We start from the raw sequence: 16,729 nt of genomic DNA on the forward strand, positions 1-16,729 counted from the left end.
AGCGCCCCAATCAACGCTGTCGTCCTGGACAAGCGCAGCGAAGCGGAGCGCCGATCCAGGACGACCGTGGTGATTGGGTCACCACTGTTTCCACCGTCATTGCGAGCGCAGCGAAGCAATCCAGAATCCCTCCGCGGCGACAGTCTGGATTGCTTCGCTGCGCTCGCAATGACGGATGTGGCGAGGCCGGCGCCCCACCGCGCACCTACCGGTCCGGGCTGGCGCGCTCGAACTGGCGCAAGAGCTTGTTGCCGCGCTCGACGGCGGAATCGAGCGCGGCCTGCGCGCCCTTCTTGCCGGCAAAGGCCTGCTCCAGCTCGTCCTCGATCGCGCCGCGGATCAGCACGAAGGAGCCGAGCCGGATGCCCTTGGAATTCTCCGTCGGCGGATGCAGCGTGATCTCCTCGAACGAGATCGCCGAGCCCGGGTTGCGTTCGTAGAAGCCTTGCGCGCGCGTCAGCTCGAAGGCGGCGCGGGTGATCGGCAGATAGCCGGTGTTCTGGTGCCAGGCCGCCTGCACGCCGGGCTGCGACAGATAGGCGAAGAACCTCGCAACGCCCTTGTATTCGTCGCGCGGGCGGTCGCGCAGCACCCACAGCGTGGCGCCGCCAATGATCGAGTTCTGCGGCGCGTCGTTCACGTCCGGCCAGTACGGCATCATGCCGTAGCCGATCTCGAATTTCGAATTCGCCCTGATGTCGGCACGCGTCGCCGAAGAGCCGATGAAGATGCCGCACTCCCCGTTCTGGAAGCGCGGCTCGGCCGACTGCCCGCGGCCGCTGTAGTCGAACACCTTGTCCTTCTGCCATTCGGCGAGCTGGGCGATGTGATGGACGAGGGCTGCGTTGTTGATGGTCAATTCCGCGTCGAGCCCGGCAAAGCCGTTGGTCTTTGTCGCGAGCGGAAGGTTGTGGAAGGCGGAAAAATTCTCGACATGGATCCAGGACGGCCAGGACGTGGTGAAGCCGCACACCGCGCCGCGCTCGCGCAGGCGTTTGGCGGCAAGCCCGAGCTCGGGCCATGTCTTCGGCGGCTTCTCCGGATCGAGGCCGGCGCTGCGGAACATGGTCTTGTTGTAGTAGAGGATCGGCGTCGACGCATTGAACGGGAAGGACAACAGATTGCCGCTAGCGTCGGCATAGTAGCCCGAGACCGCAGGAAGATAGACCTCAGGCCTGAACGGCTCGTTCAAATCCCTCATCAGGCTGAACACCGGATAGATCGCGCCCTTGGCTGCGGTCATGGTCGCGGTCGCGACCTCGTTGACCTGGACGATCGCAGGCTGGCCGCGCGAGCGGAATGCGAAGATCGCCGCCGTCACGGTCTCGGTGTAGCTGCCCTTGTAGCTCGGCAGGATCCGATAGTCGGATTGCGAGGCGTTGAAGTCGGAAGCGAGCTTCTCGAGCTGCCGGCCGAGCTCGCCCGACATCGCGTGCCACAGCGCGATGTCGGTGGCGGCGCGGGCCGGCGAGACCAGGGCAACCACCGCGGCAACGGCAAGGACTGGCAAGAGGCGCGAGACTGACATCACGATTCGCTCATCCCGTCGGTTGCGAAAAAAAGCGACTTGCGTTCGCTCGTGCTTAAGCCCCGGCATCTCCGGTTTCAACCGGGAATAAGGCTCGGTCGCACCGCACAATCGAAGGCCGGTCCGCGCCGGGATGGCCTTCCCTTAACCATCTGCTAGATTGCATTGAACCTTTTAGTCCTGCCATAGACTTCATCACTGAGGGGTTGAGTGTGCCAGTGTTGAGCCGTGCCGAACTCTCGCGGACCGGGGTGATTTTCGTCGTGCTTTTGTTCGCGATATGCGCGACCGAGGCGTTTGCGCGCGAATTTCGCGCCGCCGACACCCAGAGCGAGGACTACCCGACCGTGCAGGCGCTGCGCTACATGGGCGCCCTGATCGCGGAGCGCACCAACGGCCGGCACGAGATCAAGGTGTTTCACTCCCGCCAGCTCGGCGAGGAGAAAGAGACGATCGAGCAGACCCGGGCCGGCGCGATCGACCTCAACCGGATCAATGTGGCACTGATCGGCAACTTCGTCCCGGCGATGAATGTGCTCGCCATGCCGTTCCTGTTCCGCTCCATCGAGCACATGCAGAAGGTGACGGACCGGCCGATCGGCCGTGATCCCGCCGCGGCGGCCCTGATCGAACGCATTCGCAAGGTGGAGTGAGGCGTCTTGGCCGAGCCCGCACGCAGCGAGCACGCAGACAGGCAGCCCGGCCCCGTCGGGCGGCTGCGCGCGCGCCTGGTCGGCGCGTTGCGGGCGGTGCCGATCCGCTGGCGCATCCTGTCGATCGCAGCGCTGAACTCCGCCGTGGTGGTGGTGCTGGTCGGACTGATCTGGAACGGGTCGCAGGTGCTGGGCTCGGCCTGGGACGATGTGCGCCAGGTGCGCGAGTCCGACAAGATCCTGGCGCTGCTCGAAAGCGAAACCGGGCGCCTGCAGAACCTGATCCACCGCTACATCAACCAGCCGAGCCCGGACCTGTTCGCCGAAATCCTGCTGTTGCGCGAGGCGGTGCTGGGCACGCTGACCAACCGCGCCGCCAAGGACCCGATGCTATCAGGCTCGGTCGAGGAGCTGGAGCGCACCACCGAGCGCTTCCTCAACGGCTTCGGCGAACTGCGCAGCGTGCAGGCGACCATCGCCAAGACCTATGAGGAGCAGGTGCAGGGCCCGGCCAAGGACATGGCGGGCCTCTATTCGATCATCGAGGGCGCCACCGGCCACCGCGACGCGCTGATCTGGCCCTCGCTCGGCAAATCCCGCGAAGCCTTCACCGCCATGCTGGTCGCGGCGAACTCCTATTACCTGTCGCTGTCACCGGCCGCCGCCGACGACGCGCGCCGCAACACCGAGACGATCGAGAAGACCATTCCGGTCATGATCGACCTCGCCGACAACGACCTCCAGCGCATGGCGCTGCAAAGGCTGGAAGCGCGCACCACCGCGATGCGCGAGGGGTTTGCAAAGCTCTCCGAGCAGCTCACGAGCCGCACCGAGCTGCTCCGCAACACGATCGATGCCAGCCAGGCCGAGGCGATCGGCGCCATCGACGACCTCTCGACCAAGATGCGCCAGCGCGAGCAGAAGGCGCAGGAGACGTTCGACCGCACGCTGGCGGACATTTCGCGGCGGGTGCTCTCGATAGCGGTGATCTTCCTTGGCATCATCCTGAGCGCCGGCGTGCTGATCGCGCTGTCGATCCGGCTGCCGCTGCAGCAGATCATGACCGCGATGCGCGCGATCACGCTGGGCGATCTCGATCGCGAGGTGCAGGGCATCAAGGCGCGCGACGAGGTCGGCGCCATGGCACGCGCGGTGGAGGTGTTCCGCGAGAACGCGATCGCCAAGCGCAAGGCCGAGGACGAGCTGCGCGCGTCCAAGGAAAAGGCCGAGAGCGCGCTGCTCGAGCTCAACACCGCACAGCAGAACCTGATCGATGCCGAACGGCTTGCGGCACTCGGCGGCCTCGTCGCCGGCGTCGCCCATGAGGTCAACAATCCCATCGGCATCAGCCTGACCGTTGCCTCGAGCTTCGCCCGGCGCAGCGACATCTTCGAGGCGCAGCTCAAGGGCGACGGCGGCTTGCGCCGCTCGCAGCTCGAGGAGTTCGTGCAGGCCTCGCGCGACGCCTCGCAGCAGCTCGTCGCCAACCTCACGCGTGCCGGCGAGCTGATCCAGTCGTTCAAGCAGGTCGCAGTCGACCGCTCGCACGCCGAGCGGCGGCAGTTCTCGCTGAGCGAGGCCACCGACCAGATCATCGCGAGCCTGCGCCCGGTCCTGAAACGCTCGCCGATCACGCTACAGGTCGACGTGCCCGAAGGGTTGCTTCTCGACGGCTATCCCGGCTCCTACGGCCAGATCCTGACCAATCTCTTCCTCAACGCCGCCAACCACGCCTTCGGCGACGGTCGCGCCGGCACGATCGCGATCTCGGCAAGGCCGCGCGGCTCCGACGACATCGAGATCATCTTTGCCGATGATGGGGCCGGCATGACGCCCGACGTGCAACGTCAGGCCTTTGACCCTTTCTTTACCACCCGGCGCAACGAAGGCGGCACGGGTCTCGGCCTCCATATCGTCTATAACCTGGTCACCCAGCAGCTCGGCGGGCGGATGATGCTGGAATCCAAGCCGGGACAAGGCACTACCTTTCGGATTATCATGCCGCGGGTCGCCAAGGGCGGCGCGCAAAGCACAGAGACTGACGGGACTTCTCAATGGCCGAACAGGACGATGTCCTCCACCTGATCGACGATACCGGTACCGCGTCGGAGGATACCAACGCGAGGAAGTGGAAGATCGCCGTCATCGACGACGATCCGGCCGTGCATGACGGCACCCGCTTCGCGCTGTCCGACTACAGCCTCAACGGCCAGAGCCTGGAGATCCTCTCCGCCCATTCCGCGGCGGAAGGTCGCAAGCTGATGGCCGAGCACCACGACATCGCCGCCGTGCTGCTCGACGTCATCATGGAGACGGACGTCGCGGGCCTCGAACTCGTCGAGTTCATCCGCAACGAGCTCAAGAACGAGACCGTTCGCATCATCCTGCGCACCGGCCAGCCCGGCCAGGCGCCCGAGCGGCGCGTGATCGTGCAGTACGACATCAACGACTACAAGGCCAAGACCGAGCTCACCGCGGACAAGCTGTTCACCTCGCTGACTGCGGCGCTGCGCTCCTATCAGCAGCTCGAGCGCATGGTGCAGACCAGGCGCGGACTCGAAATCATCATCGATGCGGCCTCGACGCTCTACGACTTCAAGTCGATGCAGCGCCTCGCCGAGGGCGTGCTGACCCAGCTCGCTTCGCTGCTCAATGTCGACTGCGCCGGAATACTGGTCCTGCGCGACAATGGCGGATCGGACGCCGAGCTCTCGGTGCTGGCGGGCAGCGGCTGCTACAGCCGCTTCATCGGCACGACCTCCTCGAAGGCGCTCGATCCCGATCTGCGCGCGATGGTCGAGGCCGCGTTCCAGCGCCGCAAGAACGAATTCGCCGACCATCGCAGCGTGATCTATCTGCGCACCGGCAGCGGCCGCGAGGTCGTGGTGCTGCTGCAGGCCGAGCGCGAGCTGTCCGAGACCGATCGCTCGCTGGTCGAGATATTCTCCAGCCGGCTCTCGATCGCCTTCGACAATGTGATCCTCTATCAGCAGCTTCAGGACGCCAACACGCAGCTCGAGGACCGCGTCGCCCAGCGCACCCGCGCGCTGATGCAGGCCAACCGTCGCCTCTCGGCGCAATGGCTGCGGCTGCAGCGCGCCAACGGCTTCAAGAACGAGATCCTGGGCACGGTCGCGCACGACCTGAAGAATCCGCTGGGCGTCATCCTCGGCCGCACCGAGATGCTGAAGGAGCTGATCTCGACCGGCGCCTCCGAGGGCGGCGTGGTCGCGCAGGTCGACCACATTCGCGACGCCACCAAGCGGCTGACCACGATGGTTGATCATCTGATCTCGGACGCGATGGCCGATGCCTTCGACATCACGATTCGCCGCGAGCCCGTCGACGTCGCCGCGCTGGTCCAGGAGGTCGCCGAGGCCAACCAGCCGCTGGCGGTCAACAAGCAGCAGGCGATCACCGTCGCGGCGCCGCCCAACATCGTCACCATGTGCGACACCGACCGCATCCGCGAGGCGATCGACAATCTGATCAGCAATGCGATCAAGTACAGCCCGATCGGCGGCAGGATCACCGTGGCAGTCACGCACGAGGGCAATGACACCGTCGTCCGCGTCACCGATGAGGGCGCCGGGCTGTCGCCGGAGGATCTCGGCCGCCTGTTCGGCCGGTTCCAGCGGCTGTCGGCAAAGCCAACCGCGGGCGAGAGCTCGACGGGCCTTGGGCTTTCCATCGTCAAGCGTATTATCGACATGCATGGCGGGGAGGTCACCGCCGAGAGCAACGGCCCCGGCAAGGGATCGACCTTCACCATCACGCTGCCTGCGACCGAAATACCCTGATCTGAACGCAAGAATCAGAACGACAATATCTGTACGCCAAGATCTGTACGCCAAGATCCGAACGCCAAGATCCGAGTAACATGACCCAAAGCCAGCACATCATGATCGTCGACGATGAGGCCCCGGCCCGGGAAATGGTCGGCGATTACCTCAAGATGCACGGCTTCACCGTGACGCTGTGCGACGGCGGCAAGTCCTTACGCGCCGCGATCGAGGGCAGCATGCCCGATCTCGTCGTGCTCGATCTCAACATGCCCGAGGAAGACGGGCTCTCGATCATCCGCGACCTGAAGAGTCGCATCAACGTGCCGGTGATCATGCTCACGGCGACCGCAAGCCCGATCGACCGCGTCGTGGGCCTCGAGCTCGGTGCCGACGATTACGTGGCCAAGCCCTGCGAGCTGCGCGAATTGATGGCACGCATCCGCTCGGTGCTGCGGCGGAGCGCGCCGGCAAAGGCGGCACCGGAAGCCGCGGCGGCGAAGTCGGACAAGGATCAGCTCGTGCGCTTCGGCACCAAATGGCTCGACCTCGAAGCCCAGGCGTTGCGCGACGACGAAGGCAACGAGCATCCGCTGACCGCGTCCGAGTTCGGGCTGCTGAAAGTGTTCGCGGCCAATCCGAAGCGTGTGCTGTCGCGCGAGCGTCTGTTGGAGTTGGCCAATGCGCGCGATGCCGAAGCGTTCGACCGCGCCGTCGACCTGCGCATCATGCGCATCCGCCGCAAGATCGAGCCCGACCCGACCAAGCCCGCCGTCATCCGCACCATCCGCGGCGGCGGCTATCTGTTCTCGCCGGCGGGCGAGAAGGCGTGAGGCGCGCGTAGGCGTACACGCCACAACGCGTCCTGGCTTTCGCCAGGACGACAGCGGAGCGCGTGGCGCGACCAAACGTGGCAACCCGAAATTCGTTCCGCCCAGTCCAAGTCCGCAGTACCGTATTTTCCGCACATTGAAATTGCACGATTTTTTGCCCCGAATGTTTCGTCGTGCCTCTTCCGACGAAACAATTTGGCGGCCCACGAAACCATTTTCCGCTTGTCGCGCAGACGTCCCGAAACGCTGGCTCATTAACACTTTCACCCAAGGAAACGCCGCTCGGTTGCGGCGCTACGGGGAGCCAGTCATGCAGAACGTCGTCGCCATCAACGCCGAAGCCAGCCAGGGCATCATTGCTGCTCAGGCGACCTCGGACGACATGCTCCTGGAAAGCATCGCCGACGGCAACCGGACGGCCATGCACATCCTCTATTGCCGGCATAATGTGCGGGTGTATCGCTTCATCCTGCGCATCGTGCGCGACGCCACCACGGCCGAGGACCTCGTCAGCCAGGTCTTCCTGGACGTGTGGCGGACCGCCAGACAATTCCAGGGCCGCTCGCAGGTCTCGACCTGGCTGCTCTCGATCGCCCGCTTCAAGGCCCTGACCGCGATGCGCCAGCGCCGCTTCGAGGACATCGACCAGGAAGACGTGCGAGAGATCGCCGACGAGGCCGACACGCCCGAGACCTCGCTCGACCGCAGCGACACCAGCGCGATCCTGCGCGCCTGCGTGGCCAAGCTGTCGCCGGCGCATCGCGAGATCATCAACCTCGTCTACTACCATGAGAAGTCGGTGGAGGAGGTCGGGGCGATCATCGGCATCCCGCAGAGCACGGTGAAGACGCGGATGTTCTACGCCCGCAAGCAGCTCGCCGATTTGCTTAAAGGAGCCGGCGTCGACCGCTTCGCCGCGTAAAAATTCGAGATTTCAACGGGATAGGACCTCGGCTTTGGCGCCGTCCCGCTCGCGAAAGCGTTACCGGGCTCGAAACAATTGAAACAAACCACAACATCAGGCGGAAAAACTTCGTCCCTATAACGCTTTCATACGGTTTTGCCTAAACCTCCCAAGGACCTCCAGCGACCCGGACGGGATGCCCCCCTCCGGGTCGTTTTGTGTTTGGGCGATGTAGCGTCTCGCCCGTCCGCGTGATTAAGCGTCAGGACGGGCCACGAACCCAGCGTTGGTGGCTGCACTTAAGTGAGGCGGGCACCACTCCCCCCTTGTGGGAGAGGGGCAGGGAGGGGGGTAGCCACGAACTCCGATCTCACCCGGGGCTACCCCCCTCCCCAGCCCTCCCCCGCAAGGGGGGAGGGAGCGCACCGTCATTGTGGCTCGTAACGAACGCGTGACGCTGCGTAACGACCGACGCATCCGGCTCGAAGCAACCTCGTGACCCATTCACGAGTGGCCCGATGCTCGACCTGATTTTCGCTGTGCTTGCCGGCATCCTCACCATCGCCGCGCCCTGCACGCTGCCGATGCTGCCTATCCTGCTCGGCGCCTCGATCGGACGCACCTCGCATTTGCGCCCTGTCCTGATCGCGCTCGGCTTCGTGATCTCGTTCTCGGCGACGGCGCTGCTGCTCGGTGCCCTCACGCGGCTATTCGATTTCGATCCCAATGTGCTGCGCTCGGCCGCGGCGATCCTGCTGATCGGATTCGGCCTGTTGATGCTGTGGCCGGCGCCGTTCGAGTGGCTCTCGATCCGGCTCAACGGCTGGCTCGACCTCGGCGCATCCAGCGCCGCGCAGCGCGAGGGCGCGGTCGGCGGGCTCGTGCTCGGCACCACGCTTGGCCTCGTCTGGACGCCCTGCGCCGGCCCCGTGCTCGGCTCGATCCTGACGCTGGTTGCGACGTCGAAGAACCTGTCCTGGGCCGGCACTCTGCTGGTCGCCTACGCCATCGGCGCCGCGATCCCGATGCTGGCGATCGCCTATGGCGGGCAGGCCGCGACCACGCGCGTGCGCAGCCTCGCGCGCATCTCGCCACGCCTGCAGCAGGGCTTTGGCGTCGTCGTGATCGCCTTCGCGCTCGCCGCCTACTTCCAATACGACACGCTGATCGTGGCGTGGCTCACCGGCTTCTATCCCACCGGCCAGATCGGCCTGTGATCATCCCTCATTCCACCGGAGGACGCTTCCATGACGCTAAAACTGCCCACTGTGTCTGCTTCGCTGATTGGCTTCGCCCTGACCGGCGCCGTGATCCCCGGCATCTGCGACGAGGCCTCGCCCGCAAGACCGATCGTCACCGCTGCCGCGAGCCAGCAGACCGCGCCCGACTTCGCCGGCATCAGCAACTGGTTCAACTCCAAGCCGCTCAGCCTTGCCGATCTCCGCGGCAAGGTCGTGCTGGTGGACTTCTGGACCTATGGCTGCGTCAACTGCGTCAACACGCTGCCGCATGTCACCCAGCTCTACGCCAAATACAAGGACAAGGGCCTGGTGGTGGTCGGCGTGCACACGCCCGAATTTCCGTTCGAGCGCTCGGCCTCCAATGTGCAGGCCGCGCTGAAGCGCCACGGCATCACCTATCCGGTGGCGCAGGACAACGACTCCCGGACCTGGAACGCCTACCGGAACCAGTATTGGCCGGCGCAGTACGTCATCGACCAGAACGGCAAGATCGTCTTCCAGCATGCCGGCGAAGGCAGTTATGACGAGATCGACCGGACGGTGGCACGCCTGCTCAGCGCCAATAGCTGAGGCGGCGCGGACGTCGCGCGGCTGGTTCCGCCCGTCGCTATTGTTGCTTGACTCCACGGATTCGTCCGTGGAGTTTCGTGCCGACGGAATCAGCCGCCCGCGATGGACGAAGCGCCCCCCAGCAACGACATTCGCCTTCGTGAAGGCTCTTCAATTGCGCAGCGGCTGGTCATGGCCGGCTTTGCGGCAGCCGTTTCCCTCTGCTTCACGCCAGGCCTGTTCACGCACGACTACCTCGAGGTGATCATCTCCGTGGTCGCGCTCCTCTTGGGGGCCGCGTTCATCGGCGCCGTCATGCTTGCACCGGCCGTGGTCTGGATCATCACGCCGAATGAAATCCTGATCGGGCGACAGCGACCGTTCGGACGGCTCCGCAGCAGGATCGTCGCGAAGGACGACGTAGCGGAGCTGCGGGTCCCCAAAAGCAAGGTTTCCAGGGCGCGCTTCCATCTGGTCTTCACGCTAGCTTCGGGCGAGCGCCTGACGTCCCCGCCGATCTCCGACGTCACGCATGTTCGCGAAACGGTTGCCCGGATCGCGACCCAATTCGGCGTTGCCAACGTCGAGGCGCCGGTCAATCCGCTCGATGCCAGCAATCCCGAGATGCATCTTGGCGAACCCGTCGAGCCGTTTAGCGAGAGGGACGTTCGGATCGTTGCAGTGATCGTCGTCGCATTGTCCGTCGTTCCCTACGCCTACAAGCTGTGGCGCGGTTTGTCGCCCGGCCCCATCGACATCATGCTGTTGCCGATTGGCGCGATCGCCGCGTTTGCCGTTCACCGATACGCCAATCTCGTGACCGGTGCCTTCTGGATCATCCGGCAGCGGGATATTCGCATCGAGCGCCTATCGGGCGATGGCAAGCTGCGCGCCGACCATATCGAAGGGCGCGACGTGAAGGCGATCACGGTCGAGCGCCGCGGTCGATCCGAGGACGAGCACTGCATCGTTGTCATCAGATTGCGGTCCGGGCGAAGGTTTCGCAGCCCCCGCATCGGCTCGAGGAACGAGGCGCGCGCCGTGGGTGCCGAAATCGTCCGGCGGCTCGCCATCGCGCCCGAAAGCAACCAGATCTGAGGCGCCCTCCCGCCCGCTGAGGATGTGGGGCGACTGCTTTTCGCGCCATCCCCTGTTTTTGGCGTTGCCGCGCCTCGTCAAAAAACCAAAGCATTCTCGTGACATACCTGCTGGGCGCGCCATGACCTTGCCATGAAGCTGCCCCTGAGTTCTGATGGTTCCGAATGATTTGCGCTGTGGCAGCGGGGAGAGCTTGAAATGACGGATTTTCGTCGCCTGACCGGGATGTTTATGGCCGCGATCGGGCTGATCCTGTCCGGGCCTCAGGCTTTCGCCCAGCAGCCCGACCGCGGCGACGAGCCGGGCCTGATCGCCGACGACAGCTACCAGCTCGATCCGGAATGGCAGAAGCAGGTCGTTTACTTCCGCACGACCGAAGCGCCGGGCACGATCATCATCTCGACCGCCGAGCGTCACCTCTATCTGGTCCAGCCCGGCGGGCGCGCGATCCGCTACGGTATCGGCGTGGGCCGCGACGGCTTCCAGTGGCAGGGTCTGCTGAACATCACCAACAAGAAGGAATGGCCGGACTGGACGCCGCCGCCGGAAATGATCCAGCGCCAGCCCTATTTGCCGCGCTTCATGGCCGGCGGCCCCGGTAATCCGCTCGGCGCGCGCGCCATGTATCTCGGCACGACGGTCTACCGCATCCACGGCACCAACCGGCCGGACACGATCGGCACCAAGGTGTCGTCGGGCTGCTTCCGCCTGGTCAACAACGACGTGGCCGATCTCTATGATCGCGTCCCGGTCGGCACCAAGGTGGTGGTGCGGCAGAAGCCTGAACTCTGAGAGTTATCGTTTGAGCATGATCTTTTCGGAAAACCGCTTCGCGCTTTTCCGGATCATGCTCCCCGCCTCCGTCCAAATTCCTTTTGCCGATTATTTCGAGAGAGAGACATCATGCGCACATTTCGAGGCGGCCTGCTGATCGGGCTCGCAGTCGCCGTACTGGTCGGTGCCCTGGCCGTTACCTATGAGTTCTACGACACCCGCACCTTGAAGCGCACGATCCGGCGCGGCGAGGTGCTGTGCGGCGTCAACAAGGGCCTGCCGGGCTTCTCGATCCCCGACGACAAGGGCAACTGGACCGGCTTCGATGTCGATTTCTGCCGCGCGGTGGCGAGCGCCATCTTCAACGATCCGAGCAAGGCGAAATTCGTTCCGCTCGACGCCAGCGAGCGCTTCAAGGAATTGCAGAGCCGGAAAGTCGACATCCTCTCGCGCAACTCGACCTGGAGCATGGCGCGTGAGCTCGACTACGATCTCTACTTCCCGGCCGTCGCCTATTACGACGGCGCGGGCTTCATGGTGCCCCGCTCCCGCAACAAGGAAACCTCGCTGGACCTGAACGGCAGCAAGGTGTGCGTGCAGGCCGGCACCACGACGCTGCTCAACCTCACCGACTACTTCCGTGCCAACAACATGAAGTATGAGGAGGTCAAGCTCGACAAGCTGGACGACGTCGTGAAGGCCTACGACGCCGGCAAGTGCGACACGCTGACCGCCGACGTCTCCCAGCTCTATGCGCTGCGGCTCAACCTGTCCAAGCCCGGCGACCACATGATCCTCCCCGACATGATCTCCAAGGAGCCGCTGGCCCCCGTCGTGCGCCAGCGCGACGACGACTGGATGATGATCGTGAAGTGGACGCTCTATGCGATGATCAACGCCGAGGAGTTAGGGGTCACCTCGGAGAACATCGACGAGGCGCTGAAGTCGAAGAAGCCCGAAGTGATGCGGCTGGTCGGCACCGAGGGCAATTACGGCGAGCAGCTCGGCCTCACCAAGGACTGGGCCGTGCGCATCATCCGCCACGTCGGCAATTACGGCGAGATGTACGAGCGCAATATCGGCGAGAAATCCAAGCTGAAGATCCCGCGCGGCATGAACCAGCTCTGGAACGCCGGCGGCGTGCAATACGCGCCGCCGATGCGGTAACGGGACTCTCCGCCGTCATTGCGAGGAACGAAGCGACGAAGCAATCCAGACTGCCGCCGCGGAAGGATTCTGGATTGCTTCGCTTCGCTCGCAATGACGGGCTTGGGGCGAGCATTCTCCATTTTTCTGGTGTCATCGCCCGCGAAAGCGGGCGATCCAGTATTCCAGAGACGCCTGACGTATGCGGAAAGGCCGCGGCGTACTGGATCGCCCGGTCGAGCCGGGCGATGACGCCTGAGGGTGAGGCGGCGTTCCCGCGCCTCACTCCGCCTCAATACCCCCTTGCCCGCGCGAGCTGCTCGGCGTGGTAGTTGGCGTCGCCGAACAGCTCCTCGCAGACCCGCGCGCGCTTCATGAAGAAGCCGATGTCGAACTGGTCGGTCATGCCCATGCCGCCGTGCATCTGTACGCCTTCCTGCACCGCGCGCGTTGCGGTGGTGCCGGCGCGCGCTTTGGCCACAGCAACGGCTGACGCGGCCTTGGTCACGTCGGCATCGAGCGCCTGCAGCGCCTTCATCACCGCGGCGCGCGTGATCTCGATGTCGACATAGAGCTGGGCGGCGCGGTGCTGCAGCGCCTGGAATTCGCCGATCAGCTTGCCGAACTGCTTGCGCTGCTTGAGGTACTCGGTGGTGCGGCCGAACACCTCATCGCTGAGACCCACCATCTCGGAGGCCACCGCACCGCGGCCGATATCGAGCACGCCGTCAAGCAGGCCGGCGCCCTGATCGACCTCGCCGAGCACGCCATCGGCATTGACCTCGACATTGGCGAGTTCGATCCGCGCCGCGTTGTGCGAATCCACCATGATGGTGCGCTCGATCGCAACGCCCTTGGCTCGCGGGTTGACCAGGAACAGCGTCAGCCCCTCGCGTTCGCCGGCGGAGCCCGCGGTGCGCGCGGCGACGATCAGAAGATCGGCAACGTGGCCGTCGACGACCAGCGCCTTGGCGCCGGAGAGCTTGAAGCCATTGCCGGCGCGCACCGCCTGCAGGCTGGTCTGGAGCGGCCGGTGCTTGGCGCCCTCGTCGATCGCGAGCGTCGCGAGCAGCGAGCCGCTGGAGATCTTTGGCAGATATTCCGACTTCTGGGCGGCATTGCCGCCGCGCGAGAGCGCTGAGGCGGCGACCACGCTTGTCGCCAGAAACGGCGAGGGCATCAGCGTGCGGCCGATCTCCTCCATGACGACGCCGGCTTCGACATAACCGAGGCCGCTGCCGCCGAACTCTTCCGGCACGAGCAGGCCGGCAAAGCCCATCTCGGCGAAGGATTGCCAAAACTCCTTGGAGAATCCGGTCGGATCCTTGGAGTCGCGCAGGTGGCGCAGATGCGATACCGGCGCTTTGTCGCTGATCAGCCCGCGCGCAGAGTCGCGGAGCATCGATTGTTCTTCGGTGAGGACGAGGGCCATGGTGGTGTTTCCGATTCGAAATCTATCTGATCTTCGTCATTCCGGGATGCGCCGTAAGGCGCAGGCCCGGAATCCATACTCCCGATTGGTGGATATGGATTCCGGGCTCGCCGCTATCGGCGGCGCTCCGGAATGACGTGCTGCGAAAGTGTGCCTCACGCCCCCGGCAGATCGAGGATGCGCTTGGCGACGATGCCGAGCATCACTTCGGATGTGCCGCCCTCGATCGAGTTGGCCTTGGTGCGCAGCCAGGCGCGCGGACGGGCGCCCTGCTTGGAGCGCTCGCTCTCCCATTCCAGCGCATCGACGCCGCCGGCCGACATCAGGATCTCGTAGCGGCGCTTGTTCAGTTCGGTGCCGTAATATTTCATGGCCGAGGAAAATGCCGGATGCGCCTGCCCCGCCTTGGCGAGATCGACCGCGCGCTCGGCGCAAGCCGCAAGCGCGGCTTCATCGACCTCGAAGGTCGCGATCTGGCTGCGCAGGATCGCATCGTCGAGGCGCCCCACCGCATCGGTGCCGATCGAATCCGCAGCGATCTGGCCGAGCGGACGGCCGACGCCGCGCTCGCCCATGCCGGAGATCATCGCGCGCTCGTGCTGCAGCAGATATTTCGCGACGTCCCAGCCGCGGTTGACGGTGCCGACGACATGCGACTTCGGCACGCGGACATTGTCGAAGAAGGTTTCGCAGAACGGCGAGTAGCCGGAGATCAGGAGGATCGGCTTGGTCGAGACGCCCTTCGAGGTCATGTCGAACAGGATGAAGCTGATGCCGTCGTGCTTCTTCGCCGCAGGATCGGTGCGTACCAGGCAGAAGATCCAGTCGGCGTAGTTCGCATAGGACGTCCAGATCTTCTGGCCGGTGATGACGAAGTCGTCGCCGTCACTCTCCGCGCGGGTCTGCAGCGAAGCGAGATCGGAGCCGGCGTTCGGCTCGGAGTAGCCCTGGCACCAACGGATCAGGCCGGCCGCAATCTTCGGCAGATGCTCTTGCTTCTGCGCCTCGGTACCGTATTTCAACAGCGCCGGCCCGAGCATCCAGATGCCGAAGCTCGACAGCGGCGGACGCGCACCGATCTTCGCCATCTCCGCGCGCAGCACCTTGTGCTCGGCGGCACTCAAGCCACCGCCGCCATATTCCTTCGGCCAGTCCGGCACGGTCCAGCCCTTGTCGCGCATGCGCTCGAACCAGACGCGCTGCGGCTCGGACGAGAACTTTGCGTTGCGTCCGCCCCAGAACACGTCGGCGTCTGATGTCGCGGGCTTGCGCATCTCCGGCGGGCAGTTGGCTTCCAGCCAGGCGCGCGTCTCGTTGCGGAATTGTTCGAGATCCGCCGCCTCGGAATCTGTGGTCTTAGAGTCGCTCATGGGTCGCTTCCATCACTCAAAATCGACTTGTTGCCGGCGACTCTGGGCCATCGCACCGCGGAATTCAACCACTTCCGTGCGCTCCGGCTACTCACAACGTGAGGCATCAGGCTATAGTGGCGGCCACGGCGACGCTAAAAAACAACGAGGAAACAACGATGCGCCTCAAACTACTTTCGCCTGACGAAATGAGCGACAACCAGCGGCAGACCTATGAGGAGTCGATTGCCGGAAAGCGCGGCAAGCCGCCGGCACCGATGATGGCCTGGCTGAGCAGCCCCGACATGGCCCGCCACGCCACGCGGCTCGGCGAAGTCCTGCGCTTCGACACCGTCTTCCCCGCAAAGCTCTCGGAGATCGCGATCCTGGTGACGGCGCGGCACTGGACGGCGCATTACGAATGGTATGCGCATAAGCGCCTCGCGCTGCAGGGCGGCATGAAGATTGAGATCATCGAGGCGATCCGCGACCGTCGCACGCCGGAGTTCGATGATCCCAAGGGCAAGATGATCTACGACGTTGCGAAATCGCTGCATGAGGGTCACGGCCTCGAGAAGGGCCTCTATGACGACGCGGTCAGGCTGCTCGGCGAACGCGGGCTCGTCGAGGTGATCGGGCTGTGCGGCTACTATACGCTGGTGTCGATGACGCTGAACACGTTCGAGTTCGGCTTGCCGGAGGGCGAGGTATCAGAGCTCTCGTAATTACGCATCCGGGTGCGCAATTGCGCATCCGGAAACGCTGGGTTTCGAGATAGGCTGATAGCACGGTCCCGAAGCCCGGCTTATGTGGAGTTGGTCAACGGAGCAATCACATGTCGCAAAGCCCAGCCGTCAATGCCGGCACCCGGATCGGCCACGTTCACCTCAAGGTCGCCGATCTCGATCGCGCGCTCGGCTTTTATTGCGGCGTGCTCGGCTTCGAGCTGATGCAGCGCATGGGCTCCGGTGCCGCCTTCATCTCGGCCGGCGGCTATCACCATCACATCGGGCTCAACACCTGGGAAAGCAAGGGCGGCTCACCGCCGCCGCCCGGCACGACCGGGCTCTATCACACCGCGATCCTCTATCCGACACGTTCCGCTCTGGCTGATGCACTGCATCGCGTGCTCTCGGCCGGCATCGCGCTCGACGGCGCCAGCGATCACGGCGTCAGCGAAGCGCTCTATTTGCGCGATCCCGATGAGAACGGTGTCGAGCTGTATTGGGACCGGCCGAAAGAGCAATGGCCGTTTGCGCCGGACGGGAAGCTTGCGATGTTCACCAAGCGGCTGGATCTTGAGGATTTGTTGAAGCAGCGGGGGGCGTGAGCTCCGCTGGATCCGCTTACTCCGTCATTGCGAGCGCAACGAAGCAATCCAGACTGCCGCCGCGGAAAGATTCTGGATTGCTTCGCTCCGCTCGCAATGACGAAGTGTGT

General features: G+C 64.6%; 14 protein-coding genes and 1 pseudogene. 12 read left to right on the top strand and 3 right to left on the bottom strand.

The annotated features are described in order from the left end of the window. Window positions 1-205: 205 nt before the first annotated feature. Window positions 206-1,528: a sn-glycerol-3-phosphate ABC transporter substrate-binding protein UgpB gene (ugpB, locus tag MTR72_RS27005; protein ID WP_280967148.1), complete on the bottom strand. Its 1,323-nt coding sequence runs from the start codon at window positions 1,526-1,528 to the stop codon at window positions 206-208. A 212-nt stretch (window positions 1,529-1,740) separates the two neighbouring features. Here ugpB and dctP point away from each other — a divergent pair. The 10 genes and pseudogenes from dctP to MTR72_RS27055 form a co-directional block, all read left to right on the top strand. Then, window positions 1,741-2,136, top strand: a pseudogene (dctP, locus tag MTR72_RS27010) (TRAP transporter substrate-binding protein DctP); the annotation flags it as partial. Between the two features lie 141 nt (window positions 2,137-2,277). After that, window positions 2,278-4,266: a sensor histidine kinase gene (locus MTR72_RS27015; protein WP_280971149.1), complete on the top strand. Its 1,989-nt coding sequence runs from the start codon at window positions 2,278-2,280 to the stop codon at window positions 4,264-4,266. Next, window positions 4,236-5,981, top strand: coding sequence for an ATP-binding response regulator (locus tag MTR72_RS27020; protein ID WP_280967150.1), 1,746 nt, complete (start codon window positions 4,236-4,238; stop codon window positions 5,979-5,981). Before MTR72_RS27015 ends, MTR72_RS27020 begins: the two co-directional genes overlap by 31 nt. Before the next feature lie 80 nt (window positions 5,982-6,061). After that, window positions 6,062-6,796 carry a response regulator gene (locus MTR72_RS27025; protein WP_280967151.1) on the top strand — a complete coding sequence of 245 codons (735 nt, stop codon included), beginning with the start codon at window positions 6,062-6,064 and terminating at the stop codon, window positions 6,794-6,796. Between the two features lie 310 nt (window positions 6,797-7,106). Beyond that, on the top strand, window positions 7,107-7,718 hold the full coding sequence (locus tag MTR72_RS27030) for a sigma-70 family RNA polymerase sigma factor (protein WP_280967152.1): 612 nt from the start codon (window positions 7,107-7,109) through the stop codon (window positions 7,716-7,718). A gap of 500 nt (window positions 7,719-8,218) precedes the next feature. Next, the gene (locus tag MTR72_RS27035; RefSeq protein WP_280967153.1) at window positions 8,219-8,917 is read left to right on the top strand and encodes a cytochrome c biogenesis CcdA family protein; all 699 of its coding nucleotides are present in this window, start codon (window positions 8,219-8,221) and stop codon (window positions 8,915-8,917) included. 30 nt (window positions 8,918-8,947) lie between these two features. Further along, window positions 8,948-9,511 (top strand): thioredoxin family protein, encoded by a 564-nt coding sequence (locus tag MTR72_RS27040; protein WP_280967154.1) that lies wholly within the window; start codon window positions 8,948-8,950, stop codon window positions 9,509-9,511. 102 nt (window positions 9,512-9,613) lie between these two features. After that, window positions 9,614-10,588 carry a hypothetical protein gene (locus MTR72_RS27045; RefSeq protein ID WP_280967155.1) on the top strand — a complete coding sequence of 325 codons (975 nt, stop codon included), beginning with the start codon at window positions 9,614-9,616 and terminating at the stop codon, window positions 10,586-10,588. A 198-nt stretch (window positions 10,589-10,786) separates the two neighbouring features. Beyond that, a complete protein-coding gene (locus MTR72_RS27050) occupies window positions 10,787-11,380 on the top strand; it encodes a L,D-transpeptidase (RefSeq protein ID WP_341511562.1) in 594 nt (197 codons plus the stop codon). Between the two features lie 111 nt (window positions 11,381-11,491). After that, a complete protein-coding gene (locus MTR72_RS27055) occupies window positions 11,492-12,529 on the top strand; it encodes an amino acid ABC transporter substrate-binding protein (RefSeq protein WP_280967156.1) in 1,038 nt (345 codons plus the stop codon). Between the two features lie 271 nt (window positions 12,530-12,800). Here MTR72_RS27055 and MTR72_RS27060 read toward each other — a convergent pair whose 3' ends face one another. Both MTR72_RS27060 and MTR72_RS27065 read right to left on the bottom strand, forming a co-directional pair. Then, on the bottom strand, window positions 12,801-13,940 hold the full coding sequence (locus MTR72_RS27060; RefSeq protein WP_280967157.1) for an acyl-CoA dehydrogenase family protein: 1,140 nt from the start codon (window positions 13,938-13,940) through the stop codon (window positions 12,801-12,803). 155 nt (window positions 13,941-14,095) lie between these two features. Then, entirely contained in the window at window positions 14,096-15,310 is a 1,215-nt protein-coding gene (locus MTR72_RS27065; protein WP_280967158.1) for an acyl-CoA dehydrogenase family protein, read from the bottom strand. Between the two features lie 158 nt (window positions 15,311-15,468). On the opposite strand from MTR72_RS27065, the gene MTR72_RS27070 reads away from it, so the two are divergent. Together MTR72_RS27070 and MTR72_RS27075 are read left to right on the top strand one after the other, a co-directional pair. Then, window positions 15,469-16,014 carry a carboxymuconolactone decarboxylase family protein gene (locus tag MTR72_RS27070; RefSeq protein ID WP_280967159.1) on the top strand — a complete coding sequence of 182 codons (546 nt, stop codon included), beginning with the start codon at window positions 15,469-15,471 and terminating at the stop codon, window positions 16,012-16,014. Between the two features lie 110 nt (window positions 16,015-16,124). Continuing rightward, entirely contained in the window at window positions 16,125-16,619 is a 495-nt protein-coding gene (locus MTR72_RS27075; protein WP_280967160.1) for a VOC family protein, read from the top strand. Window positions 16,620-16,729 lie beyond the last annotated feature (110 nt).

Source organism: Bradyrhizobium sp. ISRA442, assembly GCF_038085055.1.
Taxonomy (GTDB): domain Bacteria; phylum Pseudomonadota; class Alphaproteobacteria; order Rhizobiales; family Xanthobacteraceae; genus Bradyrhizobium.